The sequence below is a fragment of the Solibacillus sp. FSL W7-1436 genome, from assembly GCF_038007305.1.
Taxonomy (GTDB): Bacteria; Bacillota; Bacilli; order Bacillales_A; family Planococcaceae; genus Solibacillus.
In genome coordinates this window covers 2,364,794-2,384,346 of record NZ_JBBOWV010000001.1, presented here as the reverse complement: position 1 = coordinate 2,384,346, position 19,553 = coordinate 2,364,794, and the positions used below count along the sequence as shown (strand labels likewise).

General features: G+C 42.2%; 16 protein-coding genes and 1 other annotated feature. All 16 genes read right to left on the bottom strand.

The genetic code is table 11. The annotated features are described in order from the left end of the window. Positions 1-294: 294 nt before the first annotated feature. Positions 295-927, bottom strand: a complete 633-nt coding sequence (gene pyrE, locus MKX73_RS11690) for an orotate phosphoribosyltransferase (RefSeq protein WP_340717580.1) — start codon at positions 925-927, stop codon at positions 295-297. A 1-nt stretch (position 928) separates the two neighbouring features. Next, positions 929-1,636, bottom strand: a complete 708-nt coding sequence (pyrF, locus tag MKX73_RS11685; protein WP_340717579.1) for an orotidine-5'-phosphate decarboxylase — start codon at positions 1,634-1,636, stop codon at positions 929-931. A 1-nt stretch (position 1,637) separates the two neighbouring features. Continuing rightward, complete coding sequence (locus MKX73_RS11680) at positions 1,638-2,549, bottom strand: dihydroorotate dehydrogenase (protein ID WP_340717578.1); 912 nt, start codon at positions 2,547-2,549, stop codon at positions 1,638-1,640. Further along, positions 2,546-3,319, bottom strand: a complete 774-nt coding sequence (locus tag MKX73_RS11675; RefSeq protein WP_340717577.1) for a dihydroorotate dehydrogenase electron transfer subunit — start codon at positions 3,317-3,319, stop codon at positions 2,546-2,548. The genes MKX73_RS11680 and MKX73_RS11675 overlap by 4 nt, the downstream gene beginning before the upstream one ends. Before the next feature lies 1 nt (position 3,320). Next, entirely contained in the window at positions 3,321-6,518 is a 3,198-nt protein-coding gene (carB, locus tag MKX73_RS11670) for a carbamoyl-phosphate synthase large subunit (RefSeq protein ID WP_340717576.1), read from the bottom strand. After that, positions 6,511-7,611, bottom strand: coding sequence for a carbamoyl phosphate synthase small subunit (locus MKX73_RS11665; protein WP_340717575.1), 1,101 nt, complete (start codon positions 7,609-7,611; stop codon positions 6,511-6,513). Before MKX73_RS11665 ends, carB begins: the two co-directional genes overlap by 8 nt. Then, positions 7,611-8,885, bottom strand: a complete 1,275-nt coding sequence (locus MKX73_RS11660; RefSeq protein WP_340717574.1) for a dihydroorotase — start codon at positions 8,883-8,885, stop codon at positions 7,611-7,613. The genes MKX73_RS11665 and MKX73_RS11660 overlap by 1 nt, the downstream gene beginning before the upstream one ends. Continuing rightward, a complete protein-coding gene (locus MKX73_RS11655) occupies positions 8,848-9,765 on the bottom strand; it encodes an aspartate carbamoyltransferase catalytic subunit (RefSeq protein WP_340717573.1) in 918 nt (305 codons plus the stop codon). The genes MKX73_RS11660 and MKX73_RS11655 overlap by 38 nt, the downstream gene beginning before the upstream one ends. Positions 9,766-10,012: 247 nt before the next feature. Further along, positions 10,013-11,311 (bottom strand): solute carrier family 23 protein, encoded by a 1,299-nt coding sequence (locus MKX73_RS11650; RefSeq protein WP_340717572.1) that lies wholly within the window; start codon positions 11,309-11,311, stop codon positions 10,013-10,015. A gap of 22 nt (positions 11,312-11,333) precedes the next feature. Further along, a complete protein-coding gene (gene pyrR / locus MKX73_RS11645) occupies positions 11,334-11,876 on the bottom strand; it encodes a bifunctional pyr operon transcriptional regulator/uracil phosphoribosyltransferase PyrR (protein WP_340717571.1) in 543 nt (180 codons plus the stop codon). Positions 11,877-12,745: 869 nt separating this feature from the next. Then, entirely contained in the window at positions 12,746-13,648 is a 903-nt protein-coding gene (locus MKX73_RS11640) for an RluA family pseudouridine synthase (RefSeq protein ID WP_340717570.1), read from the bottom strand. Beyond that, positions 13,648-14,124, bottom strand: a complete 477-nt coding sequence (gene lspA, locus MKX73_RS11635; RefSeq protein WP_079525056.1) for a signal peptidase II — start codon at positions 14,122-14,124, stop codon at positions 13,648-13,650. Before lspA ends, MKX73_RS11640 begins: the two co-directional genes overlap by 1 nt. Positions 14,125-14,565: 441 nt before the next feature. After that, positions 14,566-14,892, bottom strand: coding sequence for an AzlD domain-containing protein (locus tag MKX73_RS11630; protein ID WP_340717569.1), 327 nt, complete (start codon positions 14,890-14,892; stop codon positions 14,566-14,568). After that, entirely contained in the window at positions 14,889-15,605 is a 717-nt protein-coding gene (locus MKX73_RS11625) for an AzlC family ABC transporter permease (RefSeq protein WP_340717568.1), read from the bottom strand. The genes MKX73_RS11630 and MKX73_RS11625 overlap by 4 nt, the downstream gene beginning before the upstream one ends. Before the next feature lie 91 nt (positions 15,606-15,696). Further along, on the bottom strand, positions 15,697-18,462 hold the full coding sequence (gene ileS / locus MKX73_RS11620) for an isoleucine--tRNA ligase (protein WP_340717567.1): 2,766 nt from the start codon (positions 18,460-18,462) through the stop codon (positions 15,697-15,699). A gap of 252 nt (positions 18,463-18,714) precedes the next feature. After that, positions 18,715-18,937, bottom strand: a binding site (T-box leader). A 66-nt stretch (positions 18,938-19,003) separates the two neighbouring features. Continuing rightward, positions 19,004-19,549 carry a DivIVA domain-containing protein gene (locus MKX73_RS11615; protein WP_340717566.1) on the bottom strand — a complete coding sequence of 182 codons (546 nt, stop codon included), beginning with the start codon at positions 19,547-19,549 and terminating at the stop codon, positions 19,004-19,006. Positions 19,550-19,553 lie beyond the last annotated feature (4 nt).

The following is a 19,553-nucleotide window of genomic DNA, read 5'->3' as shown; positions in this document are numbered from 1 at the left end:
ATTATAATTATGTCTTTTCAACATAAAAACATCGAGAAATACTTTTTTATGTAGTTTAATAAAATTCAATTTCATTAAACTTCATTATTAAAAAAAACTGATAATTTGCATAATGGAATTATATAACTATAACAAAAACGTGTAAAGTATATTTTTGATAACTTCACACGTTTTAGAATATTTTTAATATTTTTTTATCTCGCATTAACGAGGAATTATACTATCGGTAGTAGTCTGACTCGTTCAACAAACAATCCGTGGGGGCTGGATACCCCCACGGATTAAATTTTAACTTTATTTTAAATTTCCTGCTTTTAAGTCCTGATGCCACTTTTTCAGGAAAGGAATGTCCTGTTCCTCAATAGCTGATGCTTCTTTTGCTGCATCGATCAAGTAATCGAAATTAGTCAACGAAACAAATTTTACGCCAGCTTCATTAAACACCTGATCCGCTTTAGGCAGATTATATGTATATACACATACGACCCCCAATACTTCACAGCCGGCATTGCGCAGTGCTTCAACAGCAGTAATGGATGAGCCGCCTGTTGAGATGATATCCTCAATTACAACGACCTTTTGACCTTTTGCATATTTTCCTTCAATCTGGTTTCCGCGCCCGTGCTCTTTTGCTTTTGAACGCACGTATACCATCGGCAATTGCATAATATCCGCAACCCAGGCAGCATGGGGAATTCCCGCAGTAGCAGTACCTGCCACTACTTCACAGTCCGAAAAATGTTCATTGATTAATGAGGACAGTCCATTGGCAAGCTGTTTGCGAATAACAGGATCTGAAATTGTTAAACGTGTATCGCAGTAAATCGGTGACTTAATTCCTGAAGCCCATGTAAATAAATCGGTTGGATTTAATTCCACCGCTCCTACTTTTAGCATTGCATGTGCAATTTCGTTTTGTAATGACATTTTAGTTAGCCTCCCATAAGTTACAAACTTCTTGATATGCTTTTACCGGATTGACGGCTCCGGTAATGGCACGCCCAACAACTATTAATGACGAACCGTCCTTTTTAGCTCCATCAGGGGTTGCAATACGCTGCTGATCATGTGCCTCCCCGCCCAGCATACGAATACCCGGTGTCACCCGTAAAAAGTCATCGCCGCATGCTTCACGGATTGCCTGTGCCTCATGAACAGAACAGACTACACCCTGGAGACCCGCTTGTTTTGTCAGCTGTGCATATTGTAAAACAGACTCTTTTAAAGATAGGGCAATTTTCTGCTCTTCCTGCATTTGCTGCTCTATCGTTGACGTCAGTTGTGTAACGGCAATCAATGCTGCTCTTTTTGCTCCGGCTCGTGTACCGGCTTCCAAACCTTCCAATGCACCTTCCATCATCTTAAGGCCGCCTGCTGCATGGACATTCACTAAATCCACACCAAGGCCTGCTAAGCCCTTCATCGCCGATTTTACAGTGTTCGGGATGTCATGAAGCTTTAAATCTAAAAATATATCATGTCCTTGCTCTTTTACTTTCCGTACAATATCCGGACCTTCCTGCATATACAGTTCCATTCCGATTTTAACAAAAAGTTTCTCTTCGAATTTTCCTAAAAAGCTTATAACTTCTTTTTCACCCGGAAAATCCAAAGCAATAATAGGTTTTGTATTCATATTAACGGTGGCTCCTTCCGATAACTTCCGAAATATGGTCTACATTCAACGTGTCCAGCAAGACCGGTAGTTCCTCAATGATTGTCGGGCATACGAAATGATCAACAAAGTTTGCTGTACCAACTGCCACGGCTGAAGCACCGGCAGACATAAAATCGATTACATCCTGCGCACAAGTTACTCCGCCCATACCGATAATCGGGATATTCACTGCTTTATAAACGTCATACACCATACGTATCGCTACCGGTTTAATAGCCGGACCTGATAAGCCACCTGTCCCGTTTGCAATGACAGGTTTACCTGTACGCTCGTCCAACCGCATTCCCACAAGTGTGTTAATCATCGTTATACCGTCCGCTCCGCCTGCTTCAACTGCTTTGGCAATGTCTACGATGCTTGTCACGTTCGGAGACAGCTTTACATAGACAGGTACACTTGAAACCGCCTTTACAGCAGCAGTTAACTGCCTAGCTGTTTCGGGATCGGTTCCGAATTGAATTCCTCCGCACTTTACATTCGGACAAGAAATATTCAATTCCAGCGCTTTTACGTTGGATGCCTTTGAAATACGTTCTGCTACTTCCACATAATCTGCAACTTCCGTTCCGGCAACATTGGCGATAACCGGGACATCATAGTCTTCCAAAAACTTCAGTTCTTCTCCCATTACCTTTTCAATCCCCGGATTTTGCAGGCCGATCGCATTTAGCATACCTGCTGATGTTTCGGCTACACGGGGTGTCGGATTCCCTTTACGCGTTTCCACAGTCGTTGCTTTAATCATGATGGCACCAAGCTTTGACAAATCATAAAGCTGTGCATACTCGCGCCCGAAGCCAAAACAGCCTGATGCGGGCATAATCGGGTTTTTCAAGTCCAAACCCGGCAATTGTAAGTTTAATCGGCTCATAATGCCACAACTCCTTTCGGGAATACTGGCCCGTCCGAACATACTTTTACGTAGTCTTTTCCGTAACCTTCAGTCGTATCGCATACACATGCAAAGCACGCCCCGATACCGCAGCCCATCCGTTCCTCAAACGATAAGTACCCTTCCTTCTCCGGGTAATAGCCTTCTAAAGCACGCAGCATCGGCAGTGGACCACATGAATAAAACAGATCGAACTCAGGCTTTACTTCATCAAATACCGTTGTTACAAATCCTTTAGTCCCCTTCGTGCCGTCTACTGTTGCATAGTACGTCTCGCCCAAACCATTGAACTGTTCCTCATAGAAGCATACATCCTCTGACTGGAATCCTAGAACATGGATCGTCTTCACGCCGCGTGCATTCAGTTGCTTCGCCAATTCGTGCAGAGGCGGGACACCGATGCCTCCACCTACTAAAAGCGCTGTCTGGCCCGGTTTTGCCGCTTCTACAGGAAACCCGTTCCCTAATGGACCTAAAACATCCACGATTTCATTTTCACGGTTTGTTGCAAGTAATTTTGTGCCACGACCTTCAGCACGGTAAATCATCGTGAATTCATTTTTTTCTTTATCTACATTGGCAATACTGATTGGTCGACGCAACAAGGGCTCGAATGTATTTGACACCTTTACATGAACAAACTGGCCAGGCGTCATGTCCTGAACCAGTTGTCCTTGTAGTGTCAATTCGAAAATGTTCGTCGCAATCTGCTTTTGTGCTACAACTGTCATTTTCTCTTGACGAATCATTTTAGTGTACAACCTCCGCTTTCGGCATTTCTTCTGCTGTAAATGTCATTGACTCTATTACGCGCAGCATTGCTTCTGCTGTATCCAGTGAAGTCAGGCATGGTACGCCGTTTTCAACCGATTCACGGCGGATACGGAAGCCATCGCGAGCCGGCTGTTTCCCTTTTGTCAATGTATTGACAACTAATTGGGCTTCACCGTTTTGAATCATATCGATCAATGTTTTGCCTTTACCGCCGATTTTTTCTACGACGTCTGTTTTAATACCATTTGCTTCAAATGTTTTTGCTGTACCTTCTGTTGCTACGATGCGGTAGCCGACTGTTGAGAAGCGTTTCGCCAGGCTGATTGCTTCCTGTTTATCTTTATCCGATACAGTGAACAGGATCGTACCATGTGTTTTAATTTCCATACCTGCTGCTACGAAGCCTTTGTATAATGCTTTTTCGTATGTTGCGTCTTTCCCCATTACTTCCCCTGTTGATTTCATCTCAGGCCCTAATGTAATGTCGACACGGCGTAATTTAGCAAATGAGAATACCGGTACTTTTACGAATACACCTTGCTGTTCTTTTGCCAGTCCTGTCGGGTAGCCTTGTTCAATAATTGATTGACCAAGAATCGCTTTTGTTGCGATATTTGCCATTGGGATATTTGTAATTTTACTTAAAAACGGTACAGTACGGCTTGAGCGCGGATTTACTTCGATTACGTAAATTTCGCCTTTGCTCATTACATATTGGATATTCATTAAACCGACAATACCAAGACCTTTTGCAAGGCGAGTCGTATAATCTACTAATGTTTCTTTCTGAGCAACCGTTAATTTTTGTGGTGGATATACACTGATTGAGTCACCTGAGTGCACACCCGCGCGTTCAACATGCTCCATGATTCCCGGGATTAACACATTTTCACCGTCACAGATGGCATCGACTTCAATTTCCTGTCCTGTTAAGTAACGGTCGACCAATACAGGGTGATCCGGTGATGCTTCAACTGCGTTTGTCATATAGTGAGCAAGCTCTTCCATGTTATAGACGATTTCCATTGCACGTCCGCCTAATACATATGAAGGGCGAACTAACACAGGGAAACCTAAACCTTCCGCAATTTTCATCGCACCTTCAGCTGATGTTGCTGTATCGCCAGGAGGTTGTGGAATTTTCAGTTCTTGTAATGCCGCTTCGAATTTATTACGGTTTTCAGCACGGTCAATATCTTCAAGTGTCGTTCCTAAAATTTTCACACCGTTCGCTTCCAGCTTATCCGCTAAATTGATCGCTGTTTGCCCGCCGAACTGAACAACTACACCGATTGGCTGCTCCAGATCGATAATGTGCATCACATCTTCAATTGTTAACGGCTCGAAGTATAATTTATCTGAAATTGAGAAGTCAGTCGAAACCGTTTCCGGGTTTGAGTTAATGATGATCGCTTCATAGCCCGCTTCCTGAATTGCCCATACAGAGTGAACTGTTGCATAGTCGAACTCTACCCCTTGACCGATACGGATCGGACCTGAACCAAGTACGACAACTGAAGGTTTGTCAGTACGGATGGATTCATTTTCTTCCTCATAAGTTCCGTAGAAGTATGGTGTGTTCGATTCGAACTCCGCCGCACATGTATCAACCATTTTGTATACTGGTATAATTCCATGCTCTTTACGGAAATCATAAACTGCCTGCTCTTCCATTTCCCAAAGCTGTGCAATTTTTTTATCCGCAAAACCTAGACGCTTCGCTGTTCTTAAAATTTCCTGATTGCCGATGTTTTCTGCCAATGTTGTTTCCATATCCACAATTTTTTTCAGCTTCGTTAGGAAGAACAGATCGATGGCAGACCATTCATGGATTTTTTCCACTGTTACACCGCGGCGCAACGCTTCACCGATAAAGAACAGACGTTCATCCCCAGCTTTTTTAATACGCTTTTCAATCCATGTATCAGTTAGTTCATCCGCATTCTTCATTTCAATATGCACATGACCAGTTTCCAGTGAACGGACAGCCTTTAAAATCGCTTCTTCAAATGTACGGCCCAGTGCCATTACTTCCCCAGTCGCTTTCATCTGTGTACCAAGGTTACGTTTTGCAGATTCGAACTTATCGAATGGCCAGCGCGGAATTTTTGCGACAATGTAGTCAAGTGCCGGCTCGAAGCAAGCAAATGTCGATCCTGTTACAGGGTTTTTAATTTCATCCAGCGTAAGTCCTACTGCGATTTTTGCTGCAAGCTTCGCGATCGGATAGCCTGTCGCTTTTGATGCTAATGCAGATGAACGCGATACACGCGGGTTTACTTCGATTACATAGTACTGGAATGAGTAAGGATCTAATGCCAGCTGTACGTTACAGCCGCCTTCGATTTTCAATGCGCGGATAATATCGAGTGAAATATTACGCAGCATTTGGTTTTCACGGTCCGATAATGTTTGTGTCGGTGCTACAACGATCGAGTCACCTGTATGGATACCTACCGGGTCAAAGTTTTCCATATTACATACAACGATTGCATTATCCGCCGCATCACGCATTACTTCGTATTCAATCTCTTTAAAGCCTGCGATTGATTTTTCCAGTAAACATTGTGTTACAGGAGAGTATTTTAAACCAGACGTTACAATTTCCTGCAAGTCCTGATCGTTATAGCAAATTCCGCCGCCTGTTCCTCCAAGTGTAAATGCCGGACGGACGATTACCGGATAACCGATTTTTGCAACGAACGCTTTCGCTTCTTCCATGTTATGAATAATATCTGATTCCGGAACCGGTGCACCAAGTTCATACATTAAGTTACGGAACAGGTCGCGGTCCTCCGCTTTATGAATCGCATCCAGTTTCGTACCAAGAATTTCAATCCCGAGTTCATCTAATATGCCGGACTCATCTAGCTCGATTGCCATATTTAATCCTGTTTGACCACCCAATGTAGAAAGAATGGCATCCGGACGCTCTTTACGTAAAATACGCGATACAAACTCAAGGCTGATCGGCTCGATATATACTTTGTCTGCGATTTCAGTATCCGTCATAATTGTTGCCGGATTCGAGTTGATTAAGATTACTTTATAGCCCTCTTCTTTTAATGAAAGACATGCTTGTGTTCCTGCATAGTCGAATTCCGCTGCTTGACCGATTACGATCGGGCCTGAGCCGATTACTAAAATTGTATTTATATCTGTACGTTTAGGCATATTGGTTCTCCTTTGCTGCTTCGATTTCCATCATTTCGATAAATTCGTCAAATAGGTAGTTTGAATCTTCTGGACCTGGTGATGCTTCCGGGTGATACTGTACCGTGAAAATCGGATATTTCTTATGGCGTACCCCTTCACAAGTTCCATCATTTAAAGCGACGTGCGTTAACTCCAGATCAGTATCTTTTAATGATTCGATATCAATGGCATAGCCATGGTTTTGGCTCGTTAAGTCCGTGCGGCCGGTACTCAGATTTTTTACCGGGTGATTGCCGCCTCGGTGACCGAATGGCAATTTGAACGATTTCGCGCCGCAAGCCAGTGAAAACAGCTGGTGTCCCAGGCAAATACCGAAGATTGGCACTTTTCCGATTAGTCCTTTAATTGTTTCGATTCCTTCTGTCACATCTTCCGGGTTCCCCGGACCATTTGAAAGCATGATGCCATCAGGATGCATTGCTAAAATTTGTTCGGCTGTCGTATTATATGGTACGACAATTACATCACAGTCACGCTTGTTCAGTTCGCGTAAAATTCCGTGCTTCATTCCAAAGTCGATCAGCACAACACGTTTTCCGCGTCCTGGTGACGGGTATGCCGCTTTTGGCGATACTTCACGGACATGGTGTGTAATATACGGTGTCTCCTGTAATTGAGCGACGATCTGTGCGATATCCACTTCGGCGTCAGCTTCAGTTAAAATCGCTCGTACAGCCCCTTTTGTACGAATAATGCGCGTTAATTTTCTTGTATCGATTCCTTCGATGCCCGGGATATCCTGTGCTGCCAAGTAATCCCCTAAAGACATATCCGAGCGCCAGTTTGATGGCTGTTCTGCCAATTCACGTACGACAAAACCGCGGATTGCAGGACTGATTGCTTCAAAGTCATCACGGTTGATACCGTAATTTCCGACTAACGGGTATGTTAATGTAACAATTTGCCCGTAAAATGACGGATCGGAAATTGTTTCCTGGTAGCCTGTCATCCCTGTTGTAAATACAACTTCTCCCTGACTTGCTTTGTCGCTTCCAAATGCAGTACCTGTAAATACAGTGCCATCTTCTAAAATTAATAAACGCTTTTTCATTATTCTGCCTCCTGATATACAATATTACCTTCAAACATCGTTACTACCGGCCAACCTTTTGCTGTCCATCCGTTAAATGGTGTATTGCGTCCTTTAGAAACAAACCCTTCTGCATCGATTGCCTGTTCCTTTTCCAAATCGATCAGTACAAGATCCGCTGAAGCGCCTACTTCCAATGTTCCGTATGGAAGATCGAAAATTTGGGCTGCTTTTACACTCATCCAGTCGACTAATTGCTTTAATGTCCATTTCCCTGTCTCTACAAAATTTGTATACAATAGTGGGAATGCTGTCTCAAAACCGACGATTCCAAATGGCGCCCCAACCATACCGCAGCATTTTTCCTCTTCTGTGTGTGGTGCATGGTCTGTCGCGATACAGTCGATCGTACCGTCCAGGAGTGCTGCGTGCAGTGAGTCTTTATCATCTGCAGCACGTAATGGCGGGTTCATCTTCCAGTTCGCATCATCTGACGGGATATCCATTTCTTCTAATAATAAGTGGTGCGGGCAAACTTCCGCAGTCACTTTAATTCCTGCCGCTTTTGCATCTCTTACAGCACGTACTGATTCTTTCGTCGATACGTGGCATACATGGTAACGTGCACCGGCCGCTTCAGCCAGAAGGACATCACGAGCGATTTGTACTGACTCGCAAATAGAAGGAATCCCTGGTAATCCAAGTTCTTTATTGCGTTTTCCTTCATGCATAACTCCATCATAAATCAGTGAATTATCTTCACAGTGTGCAACAACAACCGCATCGAGTTTTGCTGCCTGCTGCATTTGCTCATACATAGTCGACGCTAGCTGAATGCCAATTCCGTCATCCGAGAAAGCGACTGCACCCTGTTCTTTCAACTCTTGCATATTTGTGCGGACTTCACCTGAAATGTCTTTTGTTAATGAACCATATGGTAATACTCGGATCACTGCACTTTCTTTGATCAATCCGTTAATGAGCTGCATATTTTCTACCGAATCCGGTACCGGCTTCGTATTTGGCATCGCACAAATTGTTGTAAAACCGCCTTTTGCTGCAGATGCCGAGCCTGTTGCAATTGTTTCTTTATGTTCAAAGCCAGGCTCACGTAAATGTGTATGTACATCGACAAAACCTGGTGATGCGAAATGGCCTTTACCATCAATCAGCTTAGCGCCGGCTGGAATGTCTCCATTAATCGAAGCGATTTTGCCGTTTTCTATTACAATAGTAGATACTACTAATTCGCCTTCCTCATTGAGTAGCTTCACATTTTGTATAACTGTTGTCATATTGATCTCTTCCTTTCAAAATCGTTTCTAAAATGGCCATTCGTGTAAATACACCGTTTCGCACTTGTTCAAAAATGCGTGAACGTCTGCATTCAACAAGGGCATCCGCAATTTCCACATCGCGGTTTACCGGTGCCGGGTGCATAATGATAGCGCGCTCTTTCATCCGTTGTTCACGTTCAATCGTTAAGCCATATTCTGCATGGTAGCTTTCTTTCGAAAAATTCTTGCTTACGGAATGACGTTCATGCTGGATGCGCAGCAGCATGATGACATCGCTGTCTTCCAGTACTTCATCCCAGCTATGTGCCGCTTCGAAATTGCCTGCCCATGCCGGCGGACAAAGGAATCGAACATTTGCCCCTAAACGGGTAAGTGCAGTCGCATTTGATTTTGCAACACGGCTATGTGATATATCACCGACGATTGTTACATTCAGATCTTCGAATCGCCCGAATTCTTTTTGAATTGTATATAAATCCAGCAGTGACTGTGAAGGATGCTGGCCCGCGCCGTCTCCTGCATTGATGACCGCACATCCGATACCTTCCAAAAGTTCGTTGTAATATTCATCTTCCTTATCCCGAATTACGACTGCATCGATTCCGATCATTTCCAATGTTTTGACTGTATCGTACAGTGTTTCTCCCTTTGTTGTGCTCGAGAATTCCGCATCAAACGGAATAACTGTACATCCTAGTCGACGCTCCGCCATTTCAAAGCTCGTTTTTGTACGTGTACTTGGCTCAAAGAAAAGGTTTGCTACATGAAATTCACGTTGTAACACAGGTTTTTCTCCATTTTCGAAATGCTGTGCTCGATTTAAAATCATCATTATTTCTTCATTTGACAAATGTTCCATCGATAATAAGTTTTTCATGTGAGTACCTCCGCTTATATCAATTACGCCCCGGCGCAAATGCTAGCTTGATATTATTTTATTACATTATGAATATTTAATCTACTTTTTGTTTAAATATACAATATCTCGTCATAAATAAGCCCCGCTATTATCATTAGCGAGGCTTGGAGGGTGTGACAAGGTAAGGTATCATCCTATTAATGATCCTTTCATGCATGTCATACCCTTCCTTGCCTCTCTGGACAATCTTTAAAAGGTATATTTTTTATTCTTCTGTTTCGTAAATATCTTTATCTGTTACTTCACGACCAGGTAAGACAAGGTTCAAGATGACACCGATAATCGATGCTAATGCCATTCCCTCAATCGCAAATGTTTCTGTAAAGCGCATTGCTGCCCCGCCAATTCCGACAACAAGGATGACGGATGCAATGACCATGTTACGGTTATTTCCGAAATCCACTTTACTTTCCACTAACATACGTAAACCGCTTGCTGCAATGATCCCGAATAACAGGATTGAAATACCGCCAAGTACTGCTGTCGGGATTGTTTCAATCAGTGCCATCAGCTGACCTGAGAACGATACGACGACGGCAACAACTGCTGCCCCAAGAATGACATACACTGAATATACACGTGTGATTGCCAGTACTCCGATGTTTTCACCGTATGTTGTTTTTGGCGGACCACCGATCAGTGCTGAAGCAAATGTTCCAAGACCGTCACCCAACAGTGAACGATGCAGACCCGGGTCTTTAATATAGTTGCGGTTTACAACTTTCCCCAATACAAGCTGGTGACCGATATGTTCTGAAATTGTTACTATGACGATTGGAACCATTCCGATAAAGATTGCTCCTGTCAGCTGGAACTCATAGTGAACACCAGGGATTAAAAAGTCCGGCAATGCGAAGAACTTCGCATTTTTTACTGCCGTGAAGTCAACAATTCCAATGATGACCGAATAAATATAGCCGACTACAATTCCCATAAGAATCGGCATTGCGCTTAAAATATTTTTAAAGAATACGTTGAAAATAATCGCCGTTGCTAATGTTACCAATGCTGCCGAGAAGTGAAGACCACTATATTCTTCGTTCACATTCATCGCCATATCGACTGCCGTGCCTGATAACCCCAATCCGATGACGATGATTACCGGTGCAACGACGATTGGCGGTAAAATGTTCATCAGCCATTTGTAGCCTGTTTTCCAAATTAATAATGAAACAATTGCGTATACAACCCCGACCATCATTGCCCCGATCATCGCATTTCCGGGATTGATTGAAACTCCTGCTTCCGTCATTCCTGCTACCATGATAATCGGAGAGATGAAGGCGAACGATGAACCTAAATATGCCGGTACTTTAAACTGGGTAATGATTAAAAAGATAATTGTCGCGATTCCGCTTGTTAAAAGCGCAATGGCTGGGCTTAACCCGACTAATTTTGGTACTAAAATTGTTGATCCGAACATGGCAAACATGTGCTGGAAACTAAATGTAATCAGCTGCCCTGCTGTAGGTTTTTCATGAATATCCAATACTGCTTTCGTCATGATGTTCTCTCCCTGTATTCACTTATTCCTCAAATTTATGAATTGTTACAATATCTTCTTTGTCTGTTTCCACAAGATTGACGACAATGCGTTCAACGCTTGATGTCGGGATATTTTTCCCTACATAATCTGCACGTATCGGCAATTCGCGGTGGCCCCGGTCAACGAGAACCCCAAGCTGGATTTGCGCCGGTCTGCCTAAGTCCATAATGGCATCCAAAGCTGCACGAACGGTTCTTCCTGTATAAAGAACATCATCGATCAGCACCACTTTCTGATCCTTTACCTGGTGCTCAATATCGACTTGTTTGACCTGTGCCTGATCATGTTTAGGCGATAAATCATCACGGTACAATGTGATATCAAGCTCTCCTGTCCGAATCGCTTTCCCTTCAATCGTCTCGATTCTTTCTGCAAGGCGTCTTGCCAGATAGGCGCCGCGTGTTTTGATCCCGACTAAAATTACTTCGTCAATGCCTTTGTTACGTTCAATGATTTCATGTGCGATTCGCGTAATCGCACGGTTCATCGATGGTCCATCAAGTAATACTGTAAAACTTTCCATGATTTTTGCTCCTTTCGTTTTTTCCGTGTTCACAGGGTATGATCAATGTTGGTTTCAAACAAAAAACCCTCTAGAAAGTTCTCTAGAGGGTTTGAAAAGTCATGTTGAAAAACTGCACACGGGTATTTTTGCGCACAAAAATTCCGTTGCTTCACATTATCCCTTCTCAGCCTCTCTGGACTGCCATTAAAGGTGAACAATATTCAGATTGATTAGATTTGCTGTGACTACCTGCTTGCTCTCGTCAAGTTCTGTAGTTCACTGTTGTCAGTATAGGCTTGATTATTTTATAAGTCAATAAACTTTTTGAAGGTCAGACAACTGAATGGTAATGTTAGAATAGTTTGAATTCGTTTTCGGGCGGGAATTTTCTAATAAATGTGCTGAATGTTCTAATATATTTTGAAATCTTCTAATAAAAGTTGGATCTTCTAATATAATGGCTAATTGTTCTAATAAGTATTCAAGATTTTCTAATAAAGCTTCTCAATGTGCTAATATGTCGTGAGCTTTTTCTAATATCCGTGAAAAAGTTCTAATAAATCCAGTTTAGGTTACCTGAATACGCAGACAAGCAGAAAATAATGCCTCATATCGAACCGAGTGCTACCCCTTTTCTAATAAAAGCTCCGGATCTTCTAATATCACCGCAACTTCTTCTAATATCCGCTTCGAATGTTCTAATAAACCTGTCCAGGTTCCCCTGAATGCAATCTACACTTAAAAATAATACCACTTCCTGTTTCCAGTCCTTCCCGCTTCTAATAAAAGCCTTATATTTTCTAATAACCGCGCCCAAAGATCAAAGGAATTCCGATAAAACCTCAGAAAACAAAAAACCGCCCCCAAAAGGAGACGGCCATACGCGATTATCCGCGTAATTCTTCCAATAATTTCTTGAAGTCTTCCGGTAGCGGAGATTCAAACTCTAAATATTCTTTCGTTACAGGGTGGATAAATCCTAATACACCTGCATGTAATACTTGGCCACCGAAATCGATTGTTTTTCTTGGACCGTATTTCGGGTCGCCTGCTAACGGGAAACCGATATAGTTCATGTGCACACGGATTTGGTGCGTACGGCCTGTTTCAAGACGGCACTCTACTAAAGTAAACTCGCCGAAACGCTCGATTACCTGGAAATGTGTAACTGCATGCTTGCCTTTATCGACAATTGCCTGCTTTTGACGGTCTTTCTGGTCACGGCCGATCGGTGCATCAATTGTCCCTTTTTCATGCGCAATACGACCATGTACTAAAGCCGTGTACTTACGTGTTACCGACTTTTCAACGAGCTGATTGACAAGACTTTCATGAGCAACATCATTTTTTGCAACCATTAATAAACCGGAAGTATCCTTATCAATACGGTGTACAATACCTGGACGTGCTACACCGTTAATGCCTGATAAGTCTTTGCAATGATGCATTAAACCATTTACTAATGTGCCTGACGTATGGCCTGGTGCCGGGTGAACTACCATTCCACGCGGTTTATTCACAACTAATACGTCTGCATCTTCATAAACGATTTCTAAATTTAAATCTTCTGGAACGATTTCCAAATCTTCTACTTCCGGAATCGTTACTTCAATAACGTCCCCTTGCTTCACTTTATATTTTGGTTTTACGGTTGCACCGTTCACTAAAATACGTTCTGCCTCCAGCCAGTTACTAATTTGCGAACGTGACCAAGATTCTTCCATTTGTGAAAGTGCCTTATCGATACGTTCTCCTGCAAATTCTTCTATTGTTAATGTGACTACTGTCATTATTTCACCTTTTTCTTATCCTTTTTTTCTTCTAGTATGATCGTAATGAAAAGCATTACAACAGCAATTGTTAAAGCTGCGTCTGCGATATTGAAGATTGGGAAATGATAATTGATTACCGGTATAAAAACATCGACAAAATCAACTACTTCTCCTCGGAATAAACGGTCAATAAAGTTACCGACCGCACCACCTAATAATAGCATTAAGCTTACATGAAATAGTGGCTTACCCTTTGCTTCTGTATGATTAAAATAAATAATTGCGATAATGACAGCAACTGTTACGAGTGAGAACAACCACATTTGTCCTTCCAGCATGCCCCATGCCGCACCACGGTTACGATGCGATAAGATGCCAAACCAAGGATCCCATACACTGATGCGTTCCCCTAATTCCATATTTTTAACAATGAGCCACTTTGTCCATTGATCCAAAATGACTGCAATTATTGCGATTCCGTAATATTTATACACAGCAAATCCTCCGTTTACGATATATCTTACCTATTTTAACATAAATATCAGACCATCTGATATTTTTAATACGTGAAAAAGTGACAATAAAATCAGCAGCTTCTAATTTTGAGGTGAAAGTTTCTACTTTTCTTGATAAAGATTCTACTTACATCGTAAAGGTTTCTACATTTCATCCTAAAGATTCCACTTTCTGCACACAAGTTTCTACTTTCGAGCCCTTATTTTCTAATAAATTCAGCAGCTTCTACTTTTGATGCGAATTGTTCTACTTTCCACTCGAAACTTTCTACATTTCATCCTAAAGATTCCACTTTCGGCATAAAAGTTTCTACTTCCGAAGCCCCATCTTCTAATAAAAGCAGCGGCTTCCCCAATTCCCCCTTAAAAGAAAAAGCCTGTTTAGTCACATTTAACTAAACAAGCTCGAACCCTTCACCTTCACCCTAACAATAATCGCAGTCCCGCCATTGTCACGACACCGGCAATTACTGTTTTCGATAAACTTTTTGTAAGTAGAGCAACAAACAGTGTCGGAATAAACGCCATTATGTTCAGCCATTGAACCGTAACGATTGCTTCTTCTTTCTCGAAGAAACCTTCAATAACGAGGGCGGACAATATACAAACCGGTATGTAGGCAAGCCATCGCAGGACCATTTTTGGCATCTTCATATTTTTCACTAATATAAACGGCAATATTCTAGGAATCCACGTTACTAAAGCACAGCCGAGAATCAATAATACCATCGCTACCGAGGTTGTCATTTTTCCAATACCACCCCAATCGTTGCAACGACCATTGTTGATAACAGAACCGCTAAATGCCCCGGCATAAAGTAAAGCATCCCGTACATGCTGATAATCATAATGCCAATCAGTTTTATGTAATGCATTAATTTTTCTTTTGGAATGCTCGCAAGCGTCAGAACAAGCAGTGCGACAAACATTGCCACTAAAGCATAGTCCAGTCCCCATTTTTCCGGATCCGGCATCCATTGCCCGATAATGCCCCCAACTGTACACGCGGCAATCCAGCTTGTATAGGCCGTTATATTTAAACCATCCATCCATTTCCCGCCAAGACGTCCTTCTTTTCCGGCAGCAACAACGGAAACACCGAATGTCTCGTCTGTCAGCAATGTCCCGAATCCGATATTACGTAGCGTCGAATACTTTGTGAAGTACGGTGCAATTGTCAAAGACATGAGCAAGTGCCGTAAATTGACGATGAAGATTGTAACAATGACCGCTGTTACCGGAGCTCCGGCTAAGTACAGTCCGCAAAAGATAAACTGGGCGGAACCTGCATATACAAGCACCGACAGTAAAAATACTTCCAATACCGATATACCTGATGCAATTCCGACAACACCAAATGCAAGACCGATGCTAATATACCCGAGCAATGTCGGGACACAATCTTTTATCCCCTGCAAAAAAGTATCAGGAGTTAATGACTTTTGTTCGATTTGTTCCAAAATGTACAACTCCTAAATATTTTATTTTTCGGAAAAATAAAGTAGCTATAAAGGAACGCCATTGCCAAAATGGCAACAGCGTTCCAAATTTTTATACGTAATAGTTTTCTACAACATCCGCACAACGTTTACATAATGTTGGATGATTTTCGCTAGCGCCGACTGTTTCTGAAATTGTCCAGCAACGCTCACATTTTTCACCGTCTGCTTTTTCAACAACTAATGCTGTTTTATCAAGTACTAAGCTTTCGGCAGGTGCATTTTCCTTGCTGCCCGCGATGAAGAATTGAGATACGATTGAAAGCTGTGCAAAATCGATGTTTGCATCATTCAACAGCTCGACTGTTTCACTGTCTGCATAAACCGAGATTTTCGCTTCCAGTGATTTACCGATTGTTTTTGCATTACGCGCTTCTTCCAATGCTTTTAGCACTTCATTGCGCACTGCAATTACTTTTACCCATTTCGCACGTAGATCTGCAAAGTTTGCTTGTTCTACTACTTCAGGGAAATCTGTTAATTGTACAGATTGCGGCTTGCCGTCGAATTCGATGTAGCCCCATAACTCTTCTGTCGTATGCGGAATAATCGGCGTTAATAATTTCACTAATGCCATTAATGTATCGTACATAACCGTTTGCATTGCACGACGGTTTTTGTTGTCAGTTCCTTCGATGTAGACAACATCTTTTGCGATATCCAAGTAGAATGAAGAAAGCTCGATTGCTACAAAGTTATTCACCGTAGTGTATACAGTTGAGAAGTCATAACGGTCATAGGCTTCACGGATTGTTTTTACAACATCCTGTAAGCGCATGTACATATACTGATCCATTTCACGAAGCTCTTCATAAGCAACACGGTCAGTCGTTTCATTGAAGTCTGTCACATTTCCGTGCAGGAAGCGCAATGTATTACGCACTTTACGGTATGTTTCAGATACTTGCTTCAGCATATCCATTGAAATACGAACATCCCCTGTATAGTCAACAGATGCTACCCACATACGAATAATGTCGGCACCGTACTGGTTCATCACTTTAATCGGATCGATCGTGTTGCCAAGCGATTTAGACATTTTGCGACCTTCGCCGTCCAATACGAAGCCATGTGTTAATAAACCTTTATATGGTGCATGCCCATTAATCGCAACAGATGTGATTAATGATGAGTTGAACCATCCACGGTGTTGGTCAGAACCTTCAAGGTAAAGGTCGGCAGGGTATTTCAGTCCGCGCTCTGCCAATACACCTTGGTGAGAAGATCCTGAGTCGAACCATACGTCCATAATGTCATTTTCTTTCGTAAACTTGCCGTTCGGGCTGCCTTCATGTGTAAAGCCTTCTGGTAGCAAGTCTTTTGCTTCACGCTGGAACCAAATATTTGAACCGTGTTCGCGGAATAATTTTGAAATATGCGCGATTGTTTCAGATGTGATGATCGGTGTTTCATCTTCCGCATAGAAAATCGGAATTGGTACACCCCATGCACGTTGACGGGAAATTACCCAGTCACCGCGGTCACGGATCATATTGTAAAGACGAGTCTCGCCCCAGCTTGGTGTAAATTCTGTCGCTGTTACTGCATCCAACAATTCACTACGGAACATTTCAACAGATGCGAACCATTGCGGTGTTGCACGGTAAATTACCGGTTTTTTCGTACGCCAGTCATGCGGGTATGAATGGGTAAATTTAGAAACATTCAATAAAGCATTTTCTTCTTTTAATTTTTCAATGACAACCGGATTTGCTTTTTCATAGAATAATCCTTCAAAACCAGGTGCTTCATTTGTATAGCAGCCACCGTTGTCTACTGGTGATAAAATGTCCAGTCCATAGCGTTTACCGATCTGATAGTCGTCCTCACCGTGACCTGGTGCTGTGTGGACACAACCAGTACCGGCATCGGCAGTTACATGGTCACCAACCATTACTAATGAATCACGCTTGTAGATTGGGTGTTCTGCTACCACCATATCAAGCTGTTCGCCTTGTACTTCCTGAACGATCTGAACATCTTCCCAGCCGAATGTCGCTGAAAGTTTTTCCAGTAAATCTTTTGCAACAATATATTTGCTGCCGTTTGTTTCTACGACAACATATGTGAATTCAGGGTTAACCGAAATCCCTAAGTTTGCCGGAATCGTCCATGGAGTTGTTGTCCAGATGACAAATTTAGCATCTGCAGGTACTACACCTTTGCTGTCTTTAATACCGAATGCTACATAAATTGAATACGATTCAACATCTTTATATTCGATTTCCGCTTCTGCCAATGCTGACTCAGAAGACGGTGACCAATAAACCGGTTTTAGGCCTTTATAAATATAGCCCTTTTCCGCCATTTTCCCGAATACTTCAATTTGGCGTGCTTCGAATTCAGGTTTTAATGTAATATACGGATTTTCCCAGTCACCGCGTACACCTAGACGACGGAATTGGCCTTTTTGGTTTTCGATTTGTTCGTAAGCGTATTTCTCACATAGTTCACGGAATTCTGCAACCGACATTTCTTTACGCTTAACACCTTTATTTGTTAACGCCTGTTCGATTGGTAAACCATGTGTATCCCAGCCTGGAATATATGGCACATGGAAACCTGACATCGATTTTTGGCGGTTAATCATATCTTTGATAACTTTGTTCAATGCGTGTCCAATATGGATGTCTCCGTTTGCATATGGAGGTCCATCATGCAGTAAATAGTGAGGACGATCTTTTGTACGCTCCAGCACTAATTTGTTAATATCCATTTCATCCCATTGTGCCTGAACTTGCGGTTCTTTAGTTGGTAAACCGCCGCGCATAGGGAAGTCGGTTTTCGGCATTAATAATGTGTCTTTATACTCTACCATTGTAAATTCCTCCTAGTGATCTTATCGAGTGTTGATTGTTGATTGTTGATTTCCATTCCGGGGGCCAACACGATGCTGGTTACGAATGCGTTGTCACAGGACGTGACGATTTTAGCATTCGTTCCATCCTCCCCTCCATTCCAATCAACGTTACAGCAAAAATGAATGCGTTTCATCGATTGTCATACTTTTAATGCTCCAATAGGGGTTTTGGAACTTTTAAACAACAAAAAAGCCCCTCCATCCCTGTAAAAAAGGGACGAGGAGCATTAGTCTCGTGGTACCACCCTAAATTCGCTAATTAAAATTAGCCTCATTAGACACTGTAACGTCGTGTGCTACGAAATAACTTACTCGAATTTCAGTCATTTAGCTCAGGAGTGATTTTCGATTTAACTTGCTTCGTTCGAGCTCTCACCGTCCTCGAATCGCTAAACCACAATGTTAAATTTACTGTCTCCGTCAAAGCCTGATGCAAGTGCATCCTATTCATTATTTTTCAGTATATGAAAAGGCTGTATAAAATGTCAAGTACCGGTGACTAATACACGGCATTTTCGTCATTTTGGTTCTCTTCATTGATTTCTTTACGATTGTTTTTCTGGATTTCCGTCAAGTCTACGTCATATTCCAGTAATTGATCCCAATCGCCTGTATTCAGTAAATCAAGCTGTGCTTCCACTAACATTTTGAATCTGTTGCGGAATACTTTTGACTGTTTTTTTAATTCGTCAATCTCAATCGTTACTTTTCTCGCTTTTGCCAATGCGTCATTAACAATACGGTCCGCATTTTTTTCAGCTTCTTTAACGATGAGTTTTGCTTCTTTTTCGGAATTGCGACGAACTTCGCCAGCTGCCTCTTGAGCAACAACAATTGATTTCTGTAATGTGTCTTCCAATGAATTATAATGATTCATTTGTTCTGACATCATTTTGATCTTTTCTTCGAGCTCTTTTTTCTCGCGTAAAACAATCTCATAATCTTTTATAATCTGATCTAAAAATTCATTTACTTCGTCTTCTGCATATCCACGGAATCCACGTGTAAACTCCTTATTATGTATATCAAGAGGTGATAATGGCATATCG

Excerpts from the sequence above, each read along its gene's own strand:
- MKX73_RS11615 (WP_340717566.1), bottom strand. The coding sequence starts at position 19,549 with ATGCCATTATCACCTCTTGATATACATAATAAGGAGTTTACACGTGGA.
- MKX73_RS11660 (WP_340717574.1), bottom strand. The coding sequence starts at position 8,885 with ATGACAACAGTTATACAAAATGTGAAGCTACTCAATGAGGAAGGCGAA.
- MKX73_RS11630 (WP_340717569.1), bottom strand. The coding sequence starts at position 14,892 with ATGACAACCTCGGTAGCGATGGTATTATTGATTCTCGGCTGTGCTTTA.
- MKX73_RS11675 (WP_340717577.1), bottom strand. The coding sequence starts at position 3,319 with ATGATTCGTCAAGAGAAAATGACAGTTGTAGCACAAAAGCAGATTGCG.
- carB (WP_340717576.1), bottom strand. The coding sequence starts at position 6,518 with ATGCCTAAACGTACAGATATAAATACAATTTTAGTAATCGGCTCAGGC.
- MKX73_RS11665 (WP_340717575.1), bottom strand. The coding sequence starts at position 7,611 with ATGAAAAAGCGTTTATTAATTTTAGAAGATGGCACTGTATTTACAGGT.
- MKX73_RS11680 (WP_340717578.1), bottom strand. The coding sequence starts at position 2,549 with ATGAGCCGATTAAACTTACAATTGCCGGGTTTGGACTTGAAAAACCCG.
- ileS (WP_340717567.1), bottom strand. The coding sequence starts at position 18,462 with ATGGTAGAGTATAAAGACACATTATTAATGCCGAAAACCGACTTCCCT.
- pyrR (WP_340717571.1), bottom strand. The coding sequence starts at position 11,876 with ATGGAAAGTTTTACAGTATTACTTGATGGACCATCGATGAACCGTGCG.
- MKX73_RS11650 (WP_340717572.1), bottom strand. The coding sequence starts at position 11,311 with ATGACGAAAGCAGTATTGGATATTCATGAAAAACCTACAGCAGGGCAG.
- pyrF (WP_340717579.1), bottom strand. The coding sequence starts at position 1,636 with ATGAATACAAAACCTATTATTGCTTTGGATTTTCCGGGTGAAAAAGAA.
- pyrE (WP_340717580.1), bottom strand. The coding sequence starts at position 927 with ATGTCATTACAAAACGAAATTGCACATGCAATGCTAAAAGTAGGAGCG.
- MKX73_RS11640 (WP_340717570.1), bottom strand. The coding sequence starts at position 13,648 with ATGACAGTAGTCACATTAACAATAGAAGAATTTGCAGGAGAACGTATC.
- MKX73_RS11655 (WP_340717573.1), bottom strand. The coding sequence starts at position 9,765 with ATGAAAAACTTATTATCGATGGAACATTTGTCAAATGAAGAAATAATG.